We start from the raw sequence: 17367 nt of genomic DNA on the forward strand, positions 1-17367 counted from the left end.
TTAGCCAGCCCTAGCCAGCAATTCTTTCTCGATCACACCAACCAGTTCGGCAGTCAGATTGGACAGGGTCAACTTCTTCCGTCCCTCATCATAGTAAACGTCTGCGGCCGGATCCTTACCTAACGCTCCACGCTCGAATTGCAACGACCAGTTAGCAGCGTCCCCCTTGATACGGGTCTTCTCTTTCAGCGATTTCGCATTGACCGTAAAGTCGTCCGGCACCTTATGTTTCTCACTATTCAAATAGTCTTTCAGCCCAACGATTTCATCCACTAAGTCAGCGGGTACGTGTGCGACAGCGACGTGGCAGATGGCGTCCAGGCGTGCGGACTTACCTGCGGCCAACTGCTCCTCCAGATATTTGATCACCGCCTCTTTGGCCTTATAACCAAAGCTTTTTAACGCTTTGTTGTCGCGAAAAAACCGGGCAACGTTATCAATGGCATTTTTGGTAGCGCGTCCGGAGGCCACTCCTTTCGCACAACCCAGTGCAGAAATGAAATAGTCAGATGCCTGACTATCACGGCCGCGGCTGATGAAGCACAGGTAGGTTGAATCCACTTCATCCTCCGCGTCATCCTCATCCTGCTCAGGCGCAGCAGCGGCCGCAGCAGCCATAGCCTTTATGGCCACGAAGCTAGCCAAGTTGATCCTGGCGGCCTGCTGAACCTTGTTGAGATCGACCTCTTGAATTTCCTTCGGCACATAGTTTTCGTCCAGCTGAATACCACCGCGCTCCTTCATGCTGGCGACCAGGAAAAAGTCGGTTGCGCCCGAGGTGTACTGGGCGCAAAGGATGTGTCCACCAGTCGACAAGACTTGATTACCGGCTTGCTCCACCAGTTGGTCCATTGCCAAGTGGGTCAAGTCGATAAATTGCGCTTCATCATCTTGTACTTCTACGAACGCGGTGAAGCGCTCTGGAAACGGCCCCTGACGGTCATCATTGGCAAACTGTCCATAGACCACGCTGTTGCCTTCTTTGCCGATGAGGCCGTGGATGCCATTGACCAGAAAATGCAACGCAGGATTTTCAGTATCGAGCGCCACATCCTTCTTGACCACCTCGGAGATAAAGCTGGTCTTGGCCAGCTTCTTGAAGCTGTGAATAATGGCAGTTTTCAGTGTGATCATAGGTCGAATTCCGTTCCGATAGTATCAATATGGAATCACTGAAAATAACACCTTACCCAACAAACTTCAGGGCTTATCTCGGCACATGACACCGCCTAAGGGCTTCAACACTTAGGCAATGAGTAAGGCCGCAAGAACCCATTAACTGTACATGCATACAGCATAAGAATCTATGCCGTTCATCAACACGAGGGTCGGAGCGTTGAAGCGCGGACAGCACCATCGCGGATTGCCACAGACCATGGTCTCTATCATAGACTCAGTCTGAGGAAGTTTTTCCAGCCTTATCCGTCAGTGCTGGAGCTCAACTGGGGAGTGTGGACCACTATCGCGAACTCTCGCGTTGGATCGCTCGGACCCTTTGTTTGAAGCAGCTCTTCGAAGGAGCCGATCCCAAAGATCACCCATGGTTCTGGGTAATGCCGCAGGAGGCGTTTTGCCTGCTGACGAACAGATTCTGGGAGAGTCTGATCTCTGGACAGCTCACGCAAGAACTCGCCTGTTTGGACGATACTCCGGGTACGCTCGCAGGGCATAGTCATGTGTTGCCACTCCGCTAGAATTTGCGCTTAACCTTAGAAAACCAACCGCCATCGCCGAGGATTCTGGGGGTGTGAACCATTCGTTTGAATTATAGCAAGCACGCCGCTCGGCTCCTCTGAAGTAGACAGGCTACCCCCTATCAAGCCAAGTTCTAGGGGGCGATTGCTGATACGTGGCCAACACTAAGTCTTGGTAAGCACCGGAAAAATATAGGGATGGCTGAGGCGGACGAAACCTAAAACGCTGAACGTCGATGACTGCCACATTGCGCACCAGTGACTTTCAGTACAGGCTCTGCGCGACGTCCAGGTCTGTTCGTACCCTTCGACCGGGTCCCATCAACACATAAACGGTGTTTTTTGTCTCGAACAGGCAATCATGGGTGAACGAAACCCCCAATGAAGTTCTTACCCAGTGACCGCGAGGGAAACGTCCTTTGCTATCGTGGATAACACATAAAGCGTTGACCAAAGTAGGAGTGACTCCTCTTCTAGCAACGACGTTTAACTGACGGGGGGAGACCGCTATATCAACCACTGTCCAGTCAGCGACTAGACAATAGGCGCGTCCAGGGAAGTAAAATCCGACCAGTGCCAAGGCGTCTGAATGAGCTAGCTCACATCCAGGTAGTTTTTCGCCACCGGAAAGCAGTTCGGCTAGGCCCTCAAGATTCATTCGTCCCTCCGACCCACTTCAAAAATCGAGTCGAACTATCAATCACACCAGTCAGCATAGCTGCCCGTAAAACGTAAGCGTCCGCCGAAGTCACCTTGCGTGACTCAGGCGGGCATCCACCGATGCGGCAGCAGTTGATCAATCTCACTGGCACGCTGCGTCGGCAGCCGCGTCAGTACATCTTTGAGATAGGCATACGGATCATGCCCATTCATGCGTGCTGACTGGATCAAGCTCATGATCGCGGCTGCCCGCTTACCGCTGCGTAGTGACCCGGCGAACAACCAGTTCGAGCGTCCAAGTGCCCATGGCCTTATCTGATTTTCGACCGCGTTATTATCGATGGGCACAGCGCCGTCCTCGAGATATCGAGCCAGTGCCGTCCAGCGCCTGAGGCTGTAATCCAGAGCTTTGGCAATAGCCGATCCTTCGGGCACAAGATCGCGCTGGGCCATCATCCAGGTATGTAGTGCGTCGATAATGGGTGCCGCTTTTTCCTGACGTATTCGCCAGCGATCTTCGTCGGTCATTTCCCGCGCTTGCCGTTCGATTTCGTACAAGCTGCCAATTGAGTGCAGCGCCTGTTCGGCCAGTTGGCTTTTGTTCGTCGCGTGCAGATCGAAGAACTTGCGGCGCGCATGGGCCATGCAGCCAATTTCGGTGATGCCTTGCTGGAAGCTTGCCTTGTAGCCGGCGAAATCGTCGCACACCAGCTTGCCATCCCACTGGCCAAGGAAGTTACGTGCATGCTCGCCCGCACGGCTCGGGCTGAAGTCGTAAACGACTGCCCTGACCGCCGAAAACGGCGTAGTGCAGTAGGCCCAGACGTAAGCACGGTGGGTCTTCTTCTGGCCCGGCGCGAGCATTTGCACTGGCGTTTCGTCGGCGTGGATCACGCCTTCGGCAAGTACCGTTTCGCGTAGCACATCGACCAACGGCTGGAGCTGCACGCCGGTCTGGCCGACCCATTGCGCCAGTGTCGAGCGGGCGATAGCCAGGCCAGCGCGGCCAAAGATTTTCTCTTGGCGATACAGCGGCAAATGGTCGGCGAATTTGGCCACCATCACGTGAGCCAGCAGCCCTGCGGTCGGTATACCCTTGTCGATTACCTAGGCCGGAACCGGTGCCTGAGTCAGCGTTTCACACTCGCGGCAGACCCATTTCCCGCGCACATGCTGCTCCACGGTGAACACGCCCGGCGTGTAATCCAGCTTCTCGCTGACGTCCTCGCTGATCCGCTGGAGCTGGCAGCCGCAGGGGCATTGGGTGTTGTCGGGTTCGTGATAAATCACGGTACGCGGAAACTGCGCAGGCAAAGGAACACGCTTGGGCTGCTTGCGTGGCTCGGCCGACGCAGCCGGCGGATTCAACGCCTTCAGCTCGGCGTCAATGGCCGCGATATCGGTGTCGAGCAGATCATCGAGCAGGCTGCCTTGAGCAGGGCTCAATTGCTCACTGCGCTTGGCAAACTTGTTACGTTTGAACCAAGCGATTTCGTGGGTGAGTTGCTCGATGATGGTTTGGTCGCGGTCGTTCTTCTTGCCCATCCTGTCGACTTGCAGCCCGAGAGAATCAACCTGCGACAGCAACTGCGCCGCGAAGGCGCGCAGTTGGTCGGGGGTCATCTGATCGAGATTGGGCGAGGAAGTCATGCCCTGGATTTTACCAAAGCAGGTCGCTTGCGGCAGTAGGCCAAGGCGCTAATTACAGCTTTTTAAAGCAGTGTGATTGCACCGCCAACCCCAACACGCTGCCAAGGTAGGCCGAGCACCAACGCTTGAAGTTGCTCAGCATCCAGCTCTATCTCGTAGCCATTACGAATGCCGGGCCAGTGAAACTTGCCTTGGTTCAACCGGCGAGCAGCCAGCCAGACGCCAATCCCATCATGCACCAGCACTTTCATACGAGTGGCGCGGCGGTTGGCGAACAGATAAGCGCAGTGCGGCTTCGCCGCACCGAACACCGCGATCACCCTGGCCAGCGCAGTTTCAGTGCCGGCACGCATGTCCATGGGGTCGGTGGCGAGCCAGATGGCATCGATGCGAATCATTGAGTGAGCCCACGGACAAAGCGGGCGCAGCCTTCAGGATCGGACGTTGGCCATTTCACTGAGATCGATTGCTCGCCAAATGGCAGCTCAATAACCGCCAACGCTTCCGTTTGCCGTTTGGGCGTAGCTCTCAATGGAATGAAAGCTGGCAACGCCGCTGGCGACTGATCTCGATAAAGCGGTAGCCACTTGCGGATAACGTTGGCGTTGATGCCGTGGCTGATGGCAACGCTGGATAGGGTTGCGCCCGGTTGCAGGCATTCCTGAACAACCTGGGCCTTGAAGGGTTTCGGGTAAGAGCTTCGTTGGCGCATGGAAATCCTGACGTTAAGGGCGATCGCGTCCGCTTAAAAATACGCGGACACCATCGCCCTTAATGCTGGAGTTCGGAAGGTGTGTTGGCTGGACGCTTACCCTACAACACATGGCAGTAAATGCGCGAATAGGCGTTTCGTGGTACGCAACTTCAGATCATATGGTTCTGAGGCTTGCGCCTAAACGGCGCGATTAGCTGCGCACGATAGCCTGTTGGAAAGTCTCGCTCTTTTAGCCCTACCTGCGCATCACCGAGCTTGTTTGCTGCGTCATAGAAGGTTCCAAATAGGTGATCCCAAATAAGTAAAAACTCTCCGAAGTTGACCTGGGCATCTTCGAACTCTCGCTTATGGTGCCAGCGATGTGTCTCGGCGACTCCAATCACGTTGCGTAACCAGCCCAACGAGTAGTCCAGGTTCGAATGCTGGAAGGCTAAATGAACGGTCAAGATGCTGAACCAAGTCGCGATAACGGCCGACGGCGCACCTGAGGCGAGCAGAACCACCAGCCCCGGTCCGGCCATTAGCGCCGCATGCAGCGGATGTCTGCGCTCCCCATTCATCCAATAAAGGCGATCAGCGCTGTGATGAATCATGTGCATACGCCACAGCCAATGCACCCGATGGCTGATGCGATGCATGACATACAGGCTTAAATCGAGGACGGTTGCGACCAGAACCAGCTGTAACCAGAGGGGACTCTCGCTGGGAAAAAGGCGAACTGATGCCGGCACCGCATCGCCAAGCTTGGCGAGGACTTCAGCAGTGAACTGAATGACAGAAAGGTTGACCAGCATATGCAATAAATCGGTCGAGGTGTCTTGATGATCTTCGAGCCAGGATTGACGAAAGGGTTGGAATTGCTCCAGCGCGGCGATCGTGAACAAGCTCACAATAGCGATCAGGAGTGTTGTGGGCCATGGCGGAATCCCGGTGTAAAGCGCCCAAACCATGAACGCAGCGGTGCCACCAAATATGAGCGGATAGCTCATCCAACGTATGACGTATCGGAAAATAATGATCATCGCTCACCTCCTTTTAGGAAGCGAAGACGATAAGTCACAGGCTGGCGTTTGGATTGAACGAAAGAGCTACAATCGAATGATGAATATCCTCGCTTGACCTTATAGCGGCTAGAAGGTTTGTAATCGACAGGATCAAGTGTATTTAGAGGAGCGGCCCCATGAGTTCGTGTGACAAATCCTGTGGCTGTGGCCCGGCTTCAGCAGGCCCAGAAGCAGCAGCTAAGCCATTAAATGAAGGGACATGGATCAGCAAATTTTCAGTACCAAAAATGGACTGTCCTTCCGAAGAACGGATGATCAGACTCGCGCTGAATGGCTTGCAGGAAATAGCTTCACTTTCTTTTGACCTATCCGGTAGACAGGTGAGTGTTTTTCACGAAGGGGCCGTAGAGCAGATCGCTACCAAGTTGGAGTCACTTGGCTTGGGGGCAAGGCTATTAGATACGCAGCCCATCAGCCCAGAGTCCGTATCAGCCAACAGTGCCAATGAAGAGCAAAACGCTTCAAAGGAAGCCAGCACATTAAAAATATTGCTCGGCATCAATGGTGCAATGTTTCTCGCCGAAATGAGTGCTGGCCTGATTGCCCAATCGACGGGGCTGATTGCCGACTCGCTGGACATGTTTGCTGATGCGGCCGTTTACGGGCTGGCCCTCTTTGCGGTCGGCCGCAGCGCGGGAATGCAAGTACGTGCAGCACACCTGGCAGGTATGTTTCAGATCATTCTAGCTTTGGGTGTGCTTTTGGAAGTTGCTCGACGCTTTCTCTATGGCAGTGAACCTGAATCGATGCTGATGATGGGGATAGGCGCCGTCGCGCTGGTGGCAAACGTCACTTGCCTGTGGCTGATCTACAGCCACCGCGAAGGAGGAGCACACATGAAAGCGAGTTGGATTTTCTCAGCCAACGATGTGATTGCGAACGTTGGCGTAATCGCTGCAGGAGCATTGGTCGCTTGGACAGGGTCTCCGTACCCAGACTTGGTGATTGGTACGGTCGTTGGCCTGATCGTTTTGAACGGCGCACGTCGAATCCTGGCTCTAAAAGCTTAACTATTCCAATCGGCGAGCGGCCTGTAGCTAAGGCCGCAAGCCTCTAACCTAGTCGCTTAATGCAAGCTCACTTCGGCGAGCGCCGATGAGGGATCTATACCCAACAGCGAGCGAAAGGTTCTGGAAAAGTGGGCTGAGTCGGAGAAGCCTGACGCGTGCGCAGCGGTGGTTATAGGTTCTCCGGATGCCAGATGTCGAACAGCTTGGGTCAGTCGTAGCCATTTAGCATAGCTACGCAGCGGCAAACCGGTTTGTTCCACGAACCAATGCGAGAATCGAGTTGGGGACAGGTGTACCAGTGCTGCCAACTCTTCACGTCGTACCATGCCCTGGTAAATGGCCGTGCTGACTATTGCCAGGCGAGGATCGGCGACTGGAGGTGCATCGGTTATCTGTAGGGCTTTTCGCACTGCGGACCGAGTGTCTCCCGCGCCTGCCTTCAAGGAGTCAGCAATTAGTGCGGCGTCAGCCGGGGCGATATTGATCGGAATCGGCGTCATGGTCTTCGGCAAAACCTGGCCCTCTTCTGCCAAGACGTCCAAGTAGATTGAAACGATGAGGGCTCCGCTGATTCGATGCCGAACACCGGCTGGAATAAACACTGCAAACTCGGTGTGCTGACGCGGCAGGCATTCCACTGTTACAGGCACGTCGATACCTATAGCTATTTGGTGAGCCTGATGCTGATGCCAATCTTGATGACCAGCATGCCCAGCAAAAACCGCTAACCCAGGCGTTAGCCATGCGCGACCAGACCACCTTAGGACACGTACTGGAAGGTGGCGCTCCATCGTCAACGTTTGCTTGGCGACGCGGGGCTAATCACGCTTATGACCAATAAAAACGATGCGCCGCTGACAATACATATATCTGCGAGATTAAACGCGGGCCAGTGCCAGCCTTGATAGTGAAAATCCAGATAGTCCACGACAAAGCCTCGCAAAGAACGGTCGATAAGATTGCCAACAGCCCCACCCAAAACGAGACAATAGCCCAAGGCTTCGCTCCAGTGACGTTCCCGTTGAAGGATCGCGACGAGCGTCAATGCTACGGCTAGCGCAACAACAACGAAAAGGTAACGCTGCCAGCCTCCAGCGTCAGCCAAGAAGCTGAACGCGGCGCCGGTATTGCGTGCATGCACTATGTTGAAAAATGAGCCTACGGCGACCGATGAGCCCAGCTCATAAAGGTGCTCGACGCCAAGCTTTAGACTTTGATCGATCAACGCCAGGACCGCTGCAATTCCCCACCACAAAGTAGGCGGCTGTACACGAGCTGTCATTGGGAAACCGTTCATTGGCTATTCCGTAGTAACCGTTCCAGTACATCTGAAACTGGTATTTTTTGAAAAGCACTGACTCTTGCTCGTGCGGTATCACCCACTGGGATCCAGGTCTTGGAACAGCAAAGCAGGCATCGTGTCCGTATCATTTGCGCAGCAAGCGCAGGCCATTCAGTACTACCAACAGGCTTACCCCCATATCCGCGAATACCGCCATCCACATCGTAGCGTGACCAGTGAGCGTAACGGCTAGGAAGATGGCTTTAACGCCCAGCGCGAGCGCAATGTTTTGCGTAAGTACTGCTCCGGTCTGGCGGGAGAGACGAATGAAGGCAGGAATCTTGCGCAAATCATCATCCATGATTGCTACGTCAGCAGTCTCGATCGCCGTATCGGTGCCAGCTGCCCCCATCGCGAAGCCCACATCAGCCCGAGCAAGCGCAGGGGCATCGTTTATTCCGTCACCGACCATGCCGACGGTGCCTTTATGATCGATCAAGGCTTCGATGGCTTTGAGCTTATCGATCGGTAGGAGATTGCCCTTGGCCTCGTCAATGTTTACCTGCGCGGCAATTGCCAGCGCGGTATGTGGGTTGTCCCCTGTCAACATCACAGTCTTCACACCTAACGCGTGAAGCTCCTCGATTGCGGCTCGGCTGGTGGCTTTTACCGTATCGGCGACTGCAAACAACGCCAGCGCCCGTTTGTCATCGGACAGAATGACTACAGTTTTCCCTTGCCGCTCAAGGTGGCCCAGGGCGGCTTCGGTATTAGGTGAGCAGAACCCCAACTCCTCCAACAAACGATGGTTACCCAACTGGTAGCGCTTACCCTCGATCTCGCCGCGGACCCCTCGGCCCAGCAGCGCTTCGAAGTTATCCACTTCCAGCAACCGCAGCGATTGCTGGGCCGTTTGTTTGGCAATAGCCCGCGAAACCGGATGATCCGAACGTTGGGCAAGGCTCGCGGCGGCAATGCGATAATCTCTAGATAATCCATCAGCTAGAGGCAGGAAATCGGTCTGTACGGGCTTGCCATGGGTAATGGTCCCAGTTTTATCCAAGGCCAGATGGGTGATCTTGCGACCGCTTTCCAGGTACGCCCCGCCCTTGATTAAAATGCCTTTTCGCGCCGCTGCCGCGAGGCCGCTTACAATGGTCACCGGGGTCGAAATCACCAGTGCGCAAGGGCAAGCGACTACCAGAAGCACCAGCGCCCGATAAATCCAGTCAGCCCATAATCCGGCCATAAACAGGGGCGGGAATATCGCAACGGCAAGGGCGAAGAAAAACACCGATGGCGTATAAACCTTGGCGAACTTATCGACGACCCGCTGGATCGGGGCGCGTGAACCTTGGGCTTCCTCCACAGCATGAATAATCCGGGCCAGTGTCGTATTGCTGGCCTCAGCCGTCACGCGGTACTCGAAGGAACCGGACTCATTGATCGAGCCGGCATAAACAGGGTCACCGACAGCTTTCTCGATGGGCAAGCTTTCCCCGGTGATAGGGGCTTGGTTTACGGTAGAGTTGCCGGAGATCACGTTGCCATCCAGACCAATGCGCTCGCCGGGGCGAACTCGAACCAAGGAGCTGATCTGGACGGTTTTGACATCTACGTCCAGCCAACTGCCGTCTGCCTGGCGCACCGTTGCATGATTTGGGGTCAAGTCCATCAGTCCTTTGATCGCATTGCGTGCACGATCCAACGACTTGGCCTCAACCAATTCGGCAACAGTAAATAAAAACATGACCATCGCCGCTTCTGGCCACTGCCCAATCAGGACCGCTCCCGTCACCGCAATGCTCATCAACGCGTTTATGTTGAGATTGAAATTTTTGAGAGAGATCCAACCTTTCTTGTAAGTCGCGGGCCCGCAGAGTGCTACCGAGATTAAAGCTACAGCAGCAATCACCCATTCGGGGGCTGCCTGGGTGAAATGCAAAATTTCCGCGCCTACCGCAGCAATACCAGACAGCGCTAACGGCCACCAGGTGCTTTTGCGCAGTGATTCAGCTTCAAACTGGCTTTGCTGCTTATCCGCGCCTGGTACGTCGACCGCGCCATTCAACGGTTCCGCCTGCATACCAAGCGATGACACGGCCGCTTCGATTCCCAGGGTATGTGGCAATTCGTGCCAGACACCTAGAGTACGGTTCATCATGTTGAATTCCAATTTCTGAATTCCAGGCATCTTTGCAAGCTTGCCCTCAATCATCGCCTGCTCGGTAGGACAGCACATTTGCCCAATCCGGAAACGACTCAAGCGAGCCGTGTCGTTGACAACGGCTGATGACACTTTGGATGGGCACGCGCTTGGGCCATCCGTTCCAGATGCAGAGCAACATGCATCGGTAACAACCGAGGTGGTGGGCTCGTTCGGTTCGGTAGGTGGATATTGAGAAGATGTCGGAGATGAAGTGGAGCAGCTTGTCTTTCCGCCGTTGCCTCCAGCAGAGCAGCCATCCGCACTTTTGGTTGTTGAAAGCGCAGGATTCACGTCCGAGGTCTTAGAAGAACAGCAACTGGTAGTTCGATCTCGATCGGTTTCGTCTTCACCCGATGTTGCGGAAGTCGCACAGCAGCTCCCGGATGCGACAGGGTCAAAAACGTCCACGCCCGCTGGCTTTTTTGGTGCTTGCTCGTCACCGCAACAGTTTTTCATGAGAACGCTCTCCGCTTTTCATGGCGAGAGTGAACACCTTATAGCCACTATAAGGTCAAGAGATTCTTCGATGCCTTAAGGCATCCACCAGCGACCATTCATGTTCAACGTGATCACAGTGAGTAAGTGGCCGGTAGTAGATAGGAAATGCTGCTTCCCCTCGCGCCTACGGTGTTGGCATCAACGGCGTCCTATTTCGTGACGCTAATATCAGGCGGCATCCCGTCCTCACAGCAAAGCACACAGGGCACTTGCCCTATGCGGCGGCCGACGAGCAGCACAGAAGCTCTGCTACGAAGGTAAGCAGCCATGTGCAGAGCAAAGCGTCCAAACTCGAGTTGAAGAGATCGGCGGGGAGGGTTTTCATCGATCAGAGGCCTGGCGATCGGTAGAACGGTGAGCAAGGATTTGCTTGTTGCCTGACGCGAGTAGAATGAGGATTCCAGCAACTATAGGGTCAAGAGAAATGAATGCGCCCACGTACACGATCGGTGCCTTGGCGAAGCTGACCGATACCAAAGCCGTAACCATCCGCTATTACGAGCAGTCAGGGCTGCTGCCTTCTGCTGGAAGATCACCGTCGGGTTATCGCTTTTACACAGATGAAGAGCGCAACCGGCTGCTGTTTATCCGTCGCAGCCGCGCGCTTGGGTTCAGCGTCGATGACATTCGCGATCTACTCGGCCTGGCTGACCGACGCGACGCTTCCTGCGCCGCTGTGGATGCGAAAGTGCAAGGGCAACTCCAACAAGTTCGAATCCGTATTCAGGACTTACGAGGTTTAGAAGCCGAACTGACACGACTGAGTGTTTGCTGCCACGGTGGTGTTATAGAGCAATGTCGCATCATTGAATCATTGTCGAATCGTAGTTAACGCGGCAAAAGACTCCATGTGCGTAGAGATTGTACGAGGTGAGAATCGTCATTGTGCAATAAAGTCCGCTATCTTGGTTTATTTCAGGATGCGTGCCTTAGGATTGTCCTGTGGTTCGCAAATTTGCCATCCCATTAAAACCGCATGCGGCGACATGTGGGAAAATCGATGGTAATAGCTCTAAGTTAACCGTGCTCAGTTATCATTATTGAACCACCGACACCTCCGTGCTTATTAAATTTCTGACGCAAAGTGCTTAACCGTGCGACAGGGTAAATTCATTGCCGCTTTGAAATGTGCAGCTTACCGCCTGTTTTGCACCCTTGCTCGGCTTACGGGGTTCACCGAGTTCGGGGGACTTCATGTCACGGCGGCAGCGTTGGCCCATGTTGTCATCCGCCATCCAAGGGTTTCATTGGACATGGCTCTCCGGCGCTTGAACACCCGCCATCCCGCTGAGGGGAAGCGCCAGGCTAATCAGGAAAATCAGGCAAAGCCGTAGACAGCGTGTCATGGGCTGAAGTGTAGCCAGTAGAAATGGTGCTAACAATCACGCTCCAGGCTTCTGGGTTAGCTGCCAGAAACCTCTATTGCGCGCTCATTTCCATTTCAGGACTTAGCGTGCCTAACCATGCGACAAGACAGATGATGAGGATTGCCATCAGGAATTCGAATTTCATGCTGCGGCGCAAGGCATTGACCGCTACAGAGTATTGACCATTGCGAACCGAGCGCTCCAATAGCGGGCTTAAGTGAAAGCGGTTCAGCGTCGCTAAAACGATCATCCCGGCAAAGAGCAGGATCTTCAAAAACAGCAACTGGCCATAGGTACTGAGCATGACCTCATCAAGGTTGGGACCGACGATGAAAAGGTAATTTACTACTCCCGTAACGCTTATGATCGCAACAATCACACCGCCGGCCGACTCAAAGCCAGTCAGCACGCGGGCAAGAATACGTGCTTCCTCCTCACCCTTCAGCGATTTCAACCGTAGCAGTAGAGCGAAGGCCGCTAGAGCACCCAACCAGCCACCTGCCGCTAATAAATGGAAAATGTCGCTGAGAAAATGCCAGTAGCGGCGGCTGCCTTCGTCCATGGCACCATGCCCCGTCCAGGCTAGCGTGGCCAACGCGATTGCTCCACAGACGGTGACGATCCAGAGGCTGGGTGTCGGATATCGTTTATTCAACGCGACGCCCAGAATTGCCCCCACCAAGGCGGCTATCCGAACCATCCAGGTCAGCCCAACGTCGGTGCCCATGATGACCATTTCAAAAATGTGGTGATGTAGCTCCATAAGCTCCGATACACCGCTCATTGCTTTTGCAAGCAACAACATCGCAGCAAGGGACAGAACTACACCTGCAACAGAAGTACCGTAGAGAAGCGACTCAAAGTTCAAGACCGTGCCCGATACCCTTTCCTTTCCCCTGAGGCTGTACAAGCCAAATATGGCCAGTCCAAATAACAACATCAGGTCAAAATAGAGAGCAAAGCGAACCACGATATTTAATGAGTCGCTCATGGATTATTTCACTTTGAATGAAAAGTTGCCGGTGATCGGGTGGGTGTCCGAAGACACTGCACGCCATTCAACTTTGTAGGTGCCGGTGGTCAGCGGTGCAGCCGGCGTAATCACCATGGTTTTCGGATCACCACCAGCAGCGACGGCGGCCTTTACACCCATGGGTGAGTTAGGCATGCCTGGCATGTCGGTCATGATCAGCTTTGCACCGGAGAACTGAGTGGTGAGATTCTCAGAAAAATGCAGTTCGATTTTCGACGGAGCCGCCGCATCCGAGCCTTCTGCCGGAGTGGAAGAAAGTAGTTTTGGATGTGCCTGGGCCACTGCACTCAGAAGCAAACCAGCAGTGATTGCAACAGCCACGGACGTAGTTTTAAGGAATGACATGCAAGACTCCTCACAGCAAGCGCTGTTGATTCGAGGTTTTTTGGGAGGAACTAGTTTTTAATTTCTTTAAAAACCACTGTTGATTAACTTGGAGCCCCCGTCCTCTTCGCCAGGTTGAACAGGAGAAACTCGCTAGCCCTAACGTCACAGTGCGAGAACACGATGCCACACGATCACAAACTGTTCGATTACATTTCAGTCAGCTTGATCCGATGTTTGGCATCTAATCGTTGAGCGTAGCAAGACCTGGAAAAGACACGGCGTACCGCAGGACAGGGGAGCTCAATCACTTTGAAAAATCCGCAGAGGCGTAGCAAACGCAGAACGCCAAGACGTCGTTGGTCCCAATGTTTTGTCGCTCAGCTAACCGTGGAATCGACGGCCGGAAACTCAAGATGAAAAGCCGTTTTCCCGTCGCCTGACGTACACCAGATCTTGCCATTGTGCGCTTCGACAATTGATCGGGTAATTGACAGACCTAGCCCTGCGTTGCTCGGACTTCCTTCTCGCCGCGCTGGGTCCACGCGATAAAAACGATCAAACAGCTTTTCAAGGTGTTCGGGGGCAATGGGCTCACCATAGTTTTCCACGACAACCGTTACCGACGCATCCTTGTGCTGAATATCGACACTGATTGACGTCCCTTCATAGGTGTAGCGCAGCGCATTTGAGAGCAGATTGGAAATCGCTCGGTGGAGCATAAGAACATCACCTCGCACGCTCCCCCGTCCTGAAACCTTGAGCTCGATCCCTCGTTCATCAGCCAACAGGCGGTAGTACTCAAGCAATTTTTCCACGACAGCCACCAGGTCTATTGGCTTGCTCTCGTGCGTAATTAGACCATTGTCAGATTTCGCCAGAAAAAGCATGTCATCAATCATCCGGCTCATGCGCTTCAAGTCATCAAGATTGGAGTACAAATTGTCTTCGTAGTCCTCGATGTTTCTTTTTCTCGAAAGCACCACTTCAGTGTGGGTCATCAAGTTGCTCACGGGGGTCCGTAGTTCGTGGGCAATGTCTGCCGAAAAGTTGGATAACCGGACAAATGCATCGTCGAGCCTGGATAACATGGCGTTGAACGACAACACCATCTGTTGAAGCTCTTTCGGAACGGGTGCCAGGGGAATACGCTCCTTGAGTGATTTTGCTGACATGGAGGCAGCAACCCATGTGACCTGGCGGATAGGCCGCATGCCACTGCTAGCTACCATCCAGCCGAGTGCAGCACTGACCAATGCGCTGATCACCAACCCTATCCAAAACCATCGTTCGAGCGTCTCGAAAAAGGACATATGCTGCGTAACGTCAAAAATCAACATGACAGTTAATGGCCTTTCTTGTCCCGTCACTACGGATTGCGCAGTCACACCACGGAACATCTGCTCTTGCTCCCGCCATTCCCAGACGGTTGTGTTTGTGGTTGTTCGAAACGCCTTCGGAACGTCGACCGGGCCGGGATCCGCAAACAGCACCTTGCCGTCGCCATCGATGATAAGCGCAGTCAAATCACGGTGTGCGCCCAGCAGCGCTTCTAACTCCGGTTTAGCCTCGCTGAATTGATCGATGTTGCTCAGCCCGGACAAGATCCGCTGGGTCGAGTGGAGTTTTTCGTACAATGCCTGCTGATCCAGCATCTTGAAATGATGCCGGCTGAGGTTATTGAAACTGAGTCCGGCGACCGTGAGCACGGCCGTTACCGCGAGCATAAACATCAGACTCATACGAGTCGTCAGGGACATCCGGTTCATCACGACTCCGAATCTGGTGCATCGAGCATGTAACCCATTCCCCTTGAGGTATGAATCAACTTGACCTCAAAATCGTCGTCTATCTTGGCCCTGAGCCGTCTCACTGCAACCTCGATAACGTTGGTATCGCTGTCGAAGTTCATATCCCAAACCTGGGAGGCGATAAGAGACTTTGGCAGCACCTCCCCTCGACGACGCAGCAGAAGCTCAAGCAACGCGAACTCTTTGGCCGTAAGGTCTATGCGTTTGCCTCCTCGGATGGCTCGACGCTTGAGCAGGTCCACTTCAAGGTCAGCCAGTTTCATAAAGGTTTGCGAAGGTGCGCTGCTACCGCGACGCAGCAGCGTTCTGACTCGAGCAAGCAATTCAGAAAACGCGAAGGGTTTGATCAGATAGTCATCCGCACCGAGTTCAAGTCCCTTCACTCGGTCTTCAACGCGGTCTCTGGCGGTGAGAAAAAGCACCGGGACGTCTTTCCCGGAAGCGCGCACCTTCTGCAGGACTTCCCAGCCATCCAAACCCGGCATCATGACGTCGAGAATCAGCAGATCATAGGCTTCGCTCAAAGCGTGCTGAAGCGCCTCTTTTCCATTCGTGAAACGGTCGACATTGAACCCGGCCTCGTTGAGCCCTTGCTGCAAATAGATACCTATTTTTGGTTCGTCTTCAGCGACAAGAAGTCTCATGAGGTCGTTCTCAGATAAAGGTTAAGCGGAGTCTGCAACGAAAACTGGCAGCCAACCAGCAACTGACAGAAAAGTAATCTTGGCTTCAGGTAGATGTCAGCGAGTGCTGGCTAGGGTTCAGACATGAGCACTTCATTGGTGCTCGACCGACCTCTGAGCGATGAATCGTATGGAAGTCGGATTCCCTCATGAGGAGCTACCCCGATGAACCACCTGAAAATGCTGTTTTTTGTAAGCTCGATACTGGTCTCGGCTTCTGTGTGGGCTGAAAGCGGCGGAGATCGTGTGATTGAGCGTATGGAAGGTTTGCGCGACAAGGCCGAGGCCACGTTGATGAAAGCTGAACAAGCCCCTGAAGGAGAGCGTCACGTCCACATGGCAGAACACATGAAGATGCTTGGCGACATCATGAGCCAGCTCCACAACGATCACCCAGATGCCTCAATGTCACCCCAACAGCATCTAGCCTGGATGGAGAAGCACGACAAAATTGTTGACGACGTTTTGCGCCAGATGCAGCGCGAGCACAAATTGATGCTTTCAGAAAACCATCAATAAACGCCCCCAGGATAAGTACTTGTCAGCATCTTGTTGCGGCGTCAATTGGACGCCGTATCTATTTAGAAAACTGACAAAGAAGTAATGCCCAAGTCAGTTAGCTGGCAGCTGAGCATCATTAGCATAGCCAATGTTCCCACGTATTCCTGAGGTCACCATGAAAACTACGCTCGCTACCCCGTTCATCGCAGCAATGACCCTTTTTTTCGCTGCTACGGCTATGGCTAATGCTGGGCATGGACAAGACGACATAGGCCAGCCTGGTGTGGCCTCTGACGTTACCCGCACTGTAGAGGTCGAGATGGGCGACATTTTTTTCAAGCCTAAAAGCATCGACGTAAAACCTGGTGAAACAATCCGCTTTGTCCTTCGCAACGAGGGTTCGCTGCTGCATGAGTTCAACATCGGCAAAGCCGCTGCTCATGCAGCACACCAGAAAGAAATGGCAAGCATGTTCAAGAACGGAACATTAAGCCCTACCGGTACCGGGAAGATGAGCGGCATGAGCCACGGCATGGGCGGAATGAAGATGGTCGCAATGGAGCATGACGACCCTAACAGTGTCCTGATTGAGCCTGGCTCAACCCAAGAGCTGATCTGGACCTTCAACGACAGTGCAGGGCTTCAGTTTGCCTGCAACGTGCCGGGGCATTACCAATCGGGAATGGTCGGCGAATTTGATCTGAAATAAACCGGAGTCGGCTGTTTCTGCCGGCCCGACGCAAGAGTTGGCTACGCTAAGTCGCAAGTAACATAGCAACGCTTCTCAGCCGGGGTCCGTGCGGAAACATCACCGCACCACTGTGGAGCCGCAAATCAGCGTTGTACTGAATATGCTCATTTCTAGT

General features: G+C 53.8%; 17 protein-coding genes and 2 pseudogenes. 4 read left to right on the forward strand and 15 right to left on the reverse strand.

Annotated features, from left to right (window positions below):
* From RGV33_RS32400 to RGV33_RS32425, 7 genes and pseudogenes are all read right to left on the reverse strand, one after another.
* Entirely contained in the window at window positions 1-1134 is a 1134-nt protein-coding gene (locus RGV33_RS32400) for a nucleoid-associated protein (RefSeq protein WP_045060514.1), read from the reverse strand.
* Between the two features lie 284 nt (window positions 1135-1418).
* Complete coding sequence (locus tag RGV33_RS34390; protein ID WP_045060513.1) at window positions 1419-1676, reverse strand: BPSL0761 family protein; 258 nt, start codon at window positions 1674-1676, stop codon at window positions 1419-1421.
* 283 nt (window positions 1677-1959) lie between these two features.
* Window positions 1960-2352 (reverse strand): DUF6957 family protein, encoded by a 393-nt coding sequence (locus RGV33_RS34395; RefSeq protein WP_416152100.1) that lies wholly within the window; start codon window positions 2350-2352, stop codon window positions 1960-1962.
* 104 nt (window positions 2353-2456) lie between these two features.
* A pseudogene (gene tnpC / locus RGV33_RS32410) lies at window positions 2457-4004 on the reverse strand (IS66 family transposase).
* Between the two features lie 62 nt (window positions 4005-4066).
* On the reverse strand, window positions 4067-4402 hold the full coding sequence (tnpB, locus tag RGV33_RS32415) for an IS66 family insertion sequence element accessory protein TnpB (protein ID WP_045062372.1): 336 nt from the start codon (window positions 4400-4402) through the stop codon (window positions 4067-4069).
* Window positions 4399-4716, reverse strand: a complete 318-nt coding sequence (tnpA, locus tag RGV33_RS32420; protein WP_082069254.1) for an IS66-like element accessory protein TnpA — start codon at window positions 4714-4716, stop codon at window positions 4399-4401. The genes tnpB and tnpA overlap by 4 nt, the downstream gene beginning before the upstream one ends.
* 152 nt (window positions 4717-4868) lie before the next feature.
* Complete coding sequence (locus RGV33_RS32425) at window positions 4869-5741, reverse strand: sterol desaturase family protein (RefSeq protein WP_019816994.1); 873 nt, start codon at window positions 5739-5741, stop codon at window positions 4869-4871.
* A 158-nt stretch (window positions 5742-5899) separates the two neighbouring features.
* On the opposite strand from RGV33_RS32425, the gene RGV33_RS32430 reads away from it, so the two are divergent.
* Window positions 5900-6793 (forward strand): cation transporter, encoded by an 894-nt coding sequence (locus RGV33_RS32430; RefSeq protein WP_032872266.1) that lies wholly within the window; start codon window positions 5900-5902, stop codon window positions 6791-6793.
* A gap of 56 nt (window positions 6794-6849) precedes the next feature.
* On the opposite strand, the gene RGV33_RS32435 is transcribed toward RGV33_RS32430, so the two are convergent.
* From RGV33_RS32435 to RGV33_RS32445, 3 genes are all read right to left on the reverse strand, one after another.
* Window positions 6850-7443, reverse strand: coding sequence for a helix-turn-helix transcriptional regulator (locus RGV33_RS32435; protein ID WP_225568928.1), 594 nt, complete (start codon window positions 7441-7443; stop codon window positions 6850-6852).
* 143 nt (window positions 7444-7586) lie between these two features.
* Window positions 7587-8090, reverse strand: coding sequence for a signal peptidase II (gene lspA / locus RGV33_RS32440; RefSeq protein ID WP_019816991.1), 504 nt, complete (start codon window positions 8088-8090; stop codon window positions 7587-7589).
* 130 nt (window positions 8091-8220) lie between these two features.
* Window positions 8221-10293 carry a heavy metal translocating P-type ATPase gene (locus tag RGV33_RS32445; protein WP_232392676.1) on the reverse strand — a complete coding sequence of 691 codons (2073 nt, stop codon included), beginning with the start codon at window positions 10291-10293 and terminating at the stop codon, window positions 8221-8223.
* A 913-nt stretch (window positions 10294-11206) separates the two neighbouring features.
* Between RGV33_RS32445 and RGV33_RS32450 the strand changes: the two genes are divergently transcribed.
* Window positions 11207-11614 carry a MerR family transcriptional regulator gene (locus RGV33_RS32450; RefSeq protein WP_019816989.1) on the forward strand — a complete coding sequence of 136 codons (408 nt, stop codon included), beginning with the start codon at window positions 11207-11209 and terminating at the stop codon, window positions 11612-11614.
* 290 nt (window positions 11615-11904) lie between these two features.
* Here the strand turns inward: RGV33_RS32450 and RGV33_RS34400 are convergent.
* The 5 genes and pseudogenes from RGV33_RS34400 to RGV33_RS32470 all read right to left on the reverse strand — a co-directional run.
* Window positions 11905-12128 (reverse strand): annotated as a pseudogene (locus RGV33_RS34400) (hypothetical protein); the annotation flags it as partial.
* 73 nt (window positions 12129-12201) lie between these two features.
* A complete protein-coding gene (gene copD / locus RGV33_RS32455; RefSeq protein WP_019816987.1) occupies window positions 12202-13140 on the reverse strand; it encodes a copper homeostasis membrane protein CopD in 939 nt (312 codons plus the stop codon).
* A 3-nt stretch (window positions 13141-13143) separates the two neighbouring features.
* Window positions 13144-13527: a copper homeostasis periplasmic binding protein CopC gene (gene copC / locus RGV33_RS32460; protein WP_024014909.1), complete on the reverse strand. Its 384-nt coding sequence runs from the start codon at window positions 13525-13527 to the stop codon at window positions 13144-13146.
* Window positions 13528-13886: 359 nt separating this feature from the next.
* On the reverse strand, window positions 13887-15275 hold the full coding sequence (locus RGV33_RS32465) for a heavy metal sensor histidine kinase (RefSeq protein ID WP_019816985.1): 1389 nt from the start codon (window positions 15273-15275) through the stop codon (window positions 13887-13889).
* Window positions 15275-15961, reverse strand: a complete 687-nt coding sequence (locus RGV33_RS32470; RefSeq protein ID WP_019816984.1) for a heavy metal response regulator transcription factor — start codon at window positions 15959-15961, stop codon at window positions 15275-15277. Before RGV33_RS32470 ends, RGV33_RS32465 begins: the two co-directional genes overlap by 1 nt.
* 204 nt (window positions 15962-16165) lie before the next feature.
* Here RGV33_RS32470 and RGV33_RS32475 point away from each other — a divergent pair, with 204 nt between their 5' ends.
* Together RGV33_RS32475 and RGV33_RS32480 are read left to right on the forward strand one after the other, a co-directional pair.
* Window positions 16166-16519 carry a co-regulatory protein PtrA N-terminal domain-containing protein gene (locus tag RGV33_RS32475; RefSeq protein ID WP_024014911.1) on the forward strand — a complete coding sequence of 118 codons (354 nt, stop codon included), beginning with the start codon at window positions 16166-16168 and terminating at the stop codon, window positions 16517-16519.
* Between the two features lie 157 nt (window positions 16520-16676).
* On the forward strand, window positions 16677-17210 hold the full coding sequence (locus tag RGV33_RS32480; protein WP_019816982.1) for a cupredoxin domain-containing protein: 534 nt from the start codon (window positions 16677-16679) through the stop codon (window positions 17208-17210).
* The last annotated feature ends 157 nt before the right edge of the window (window positions 17211-17367 follow it).

It is taken from the genome of Pseudomonas sp. Bout1, assembly GCF_034314165.1.
Taxonomy (GTDB): Bacteria; Pseudomonadota; Gammaproteobacteria; order Pseudomonadales; family Pseudomonadaceae; genus Aquipseudomonas.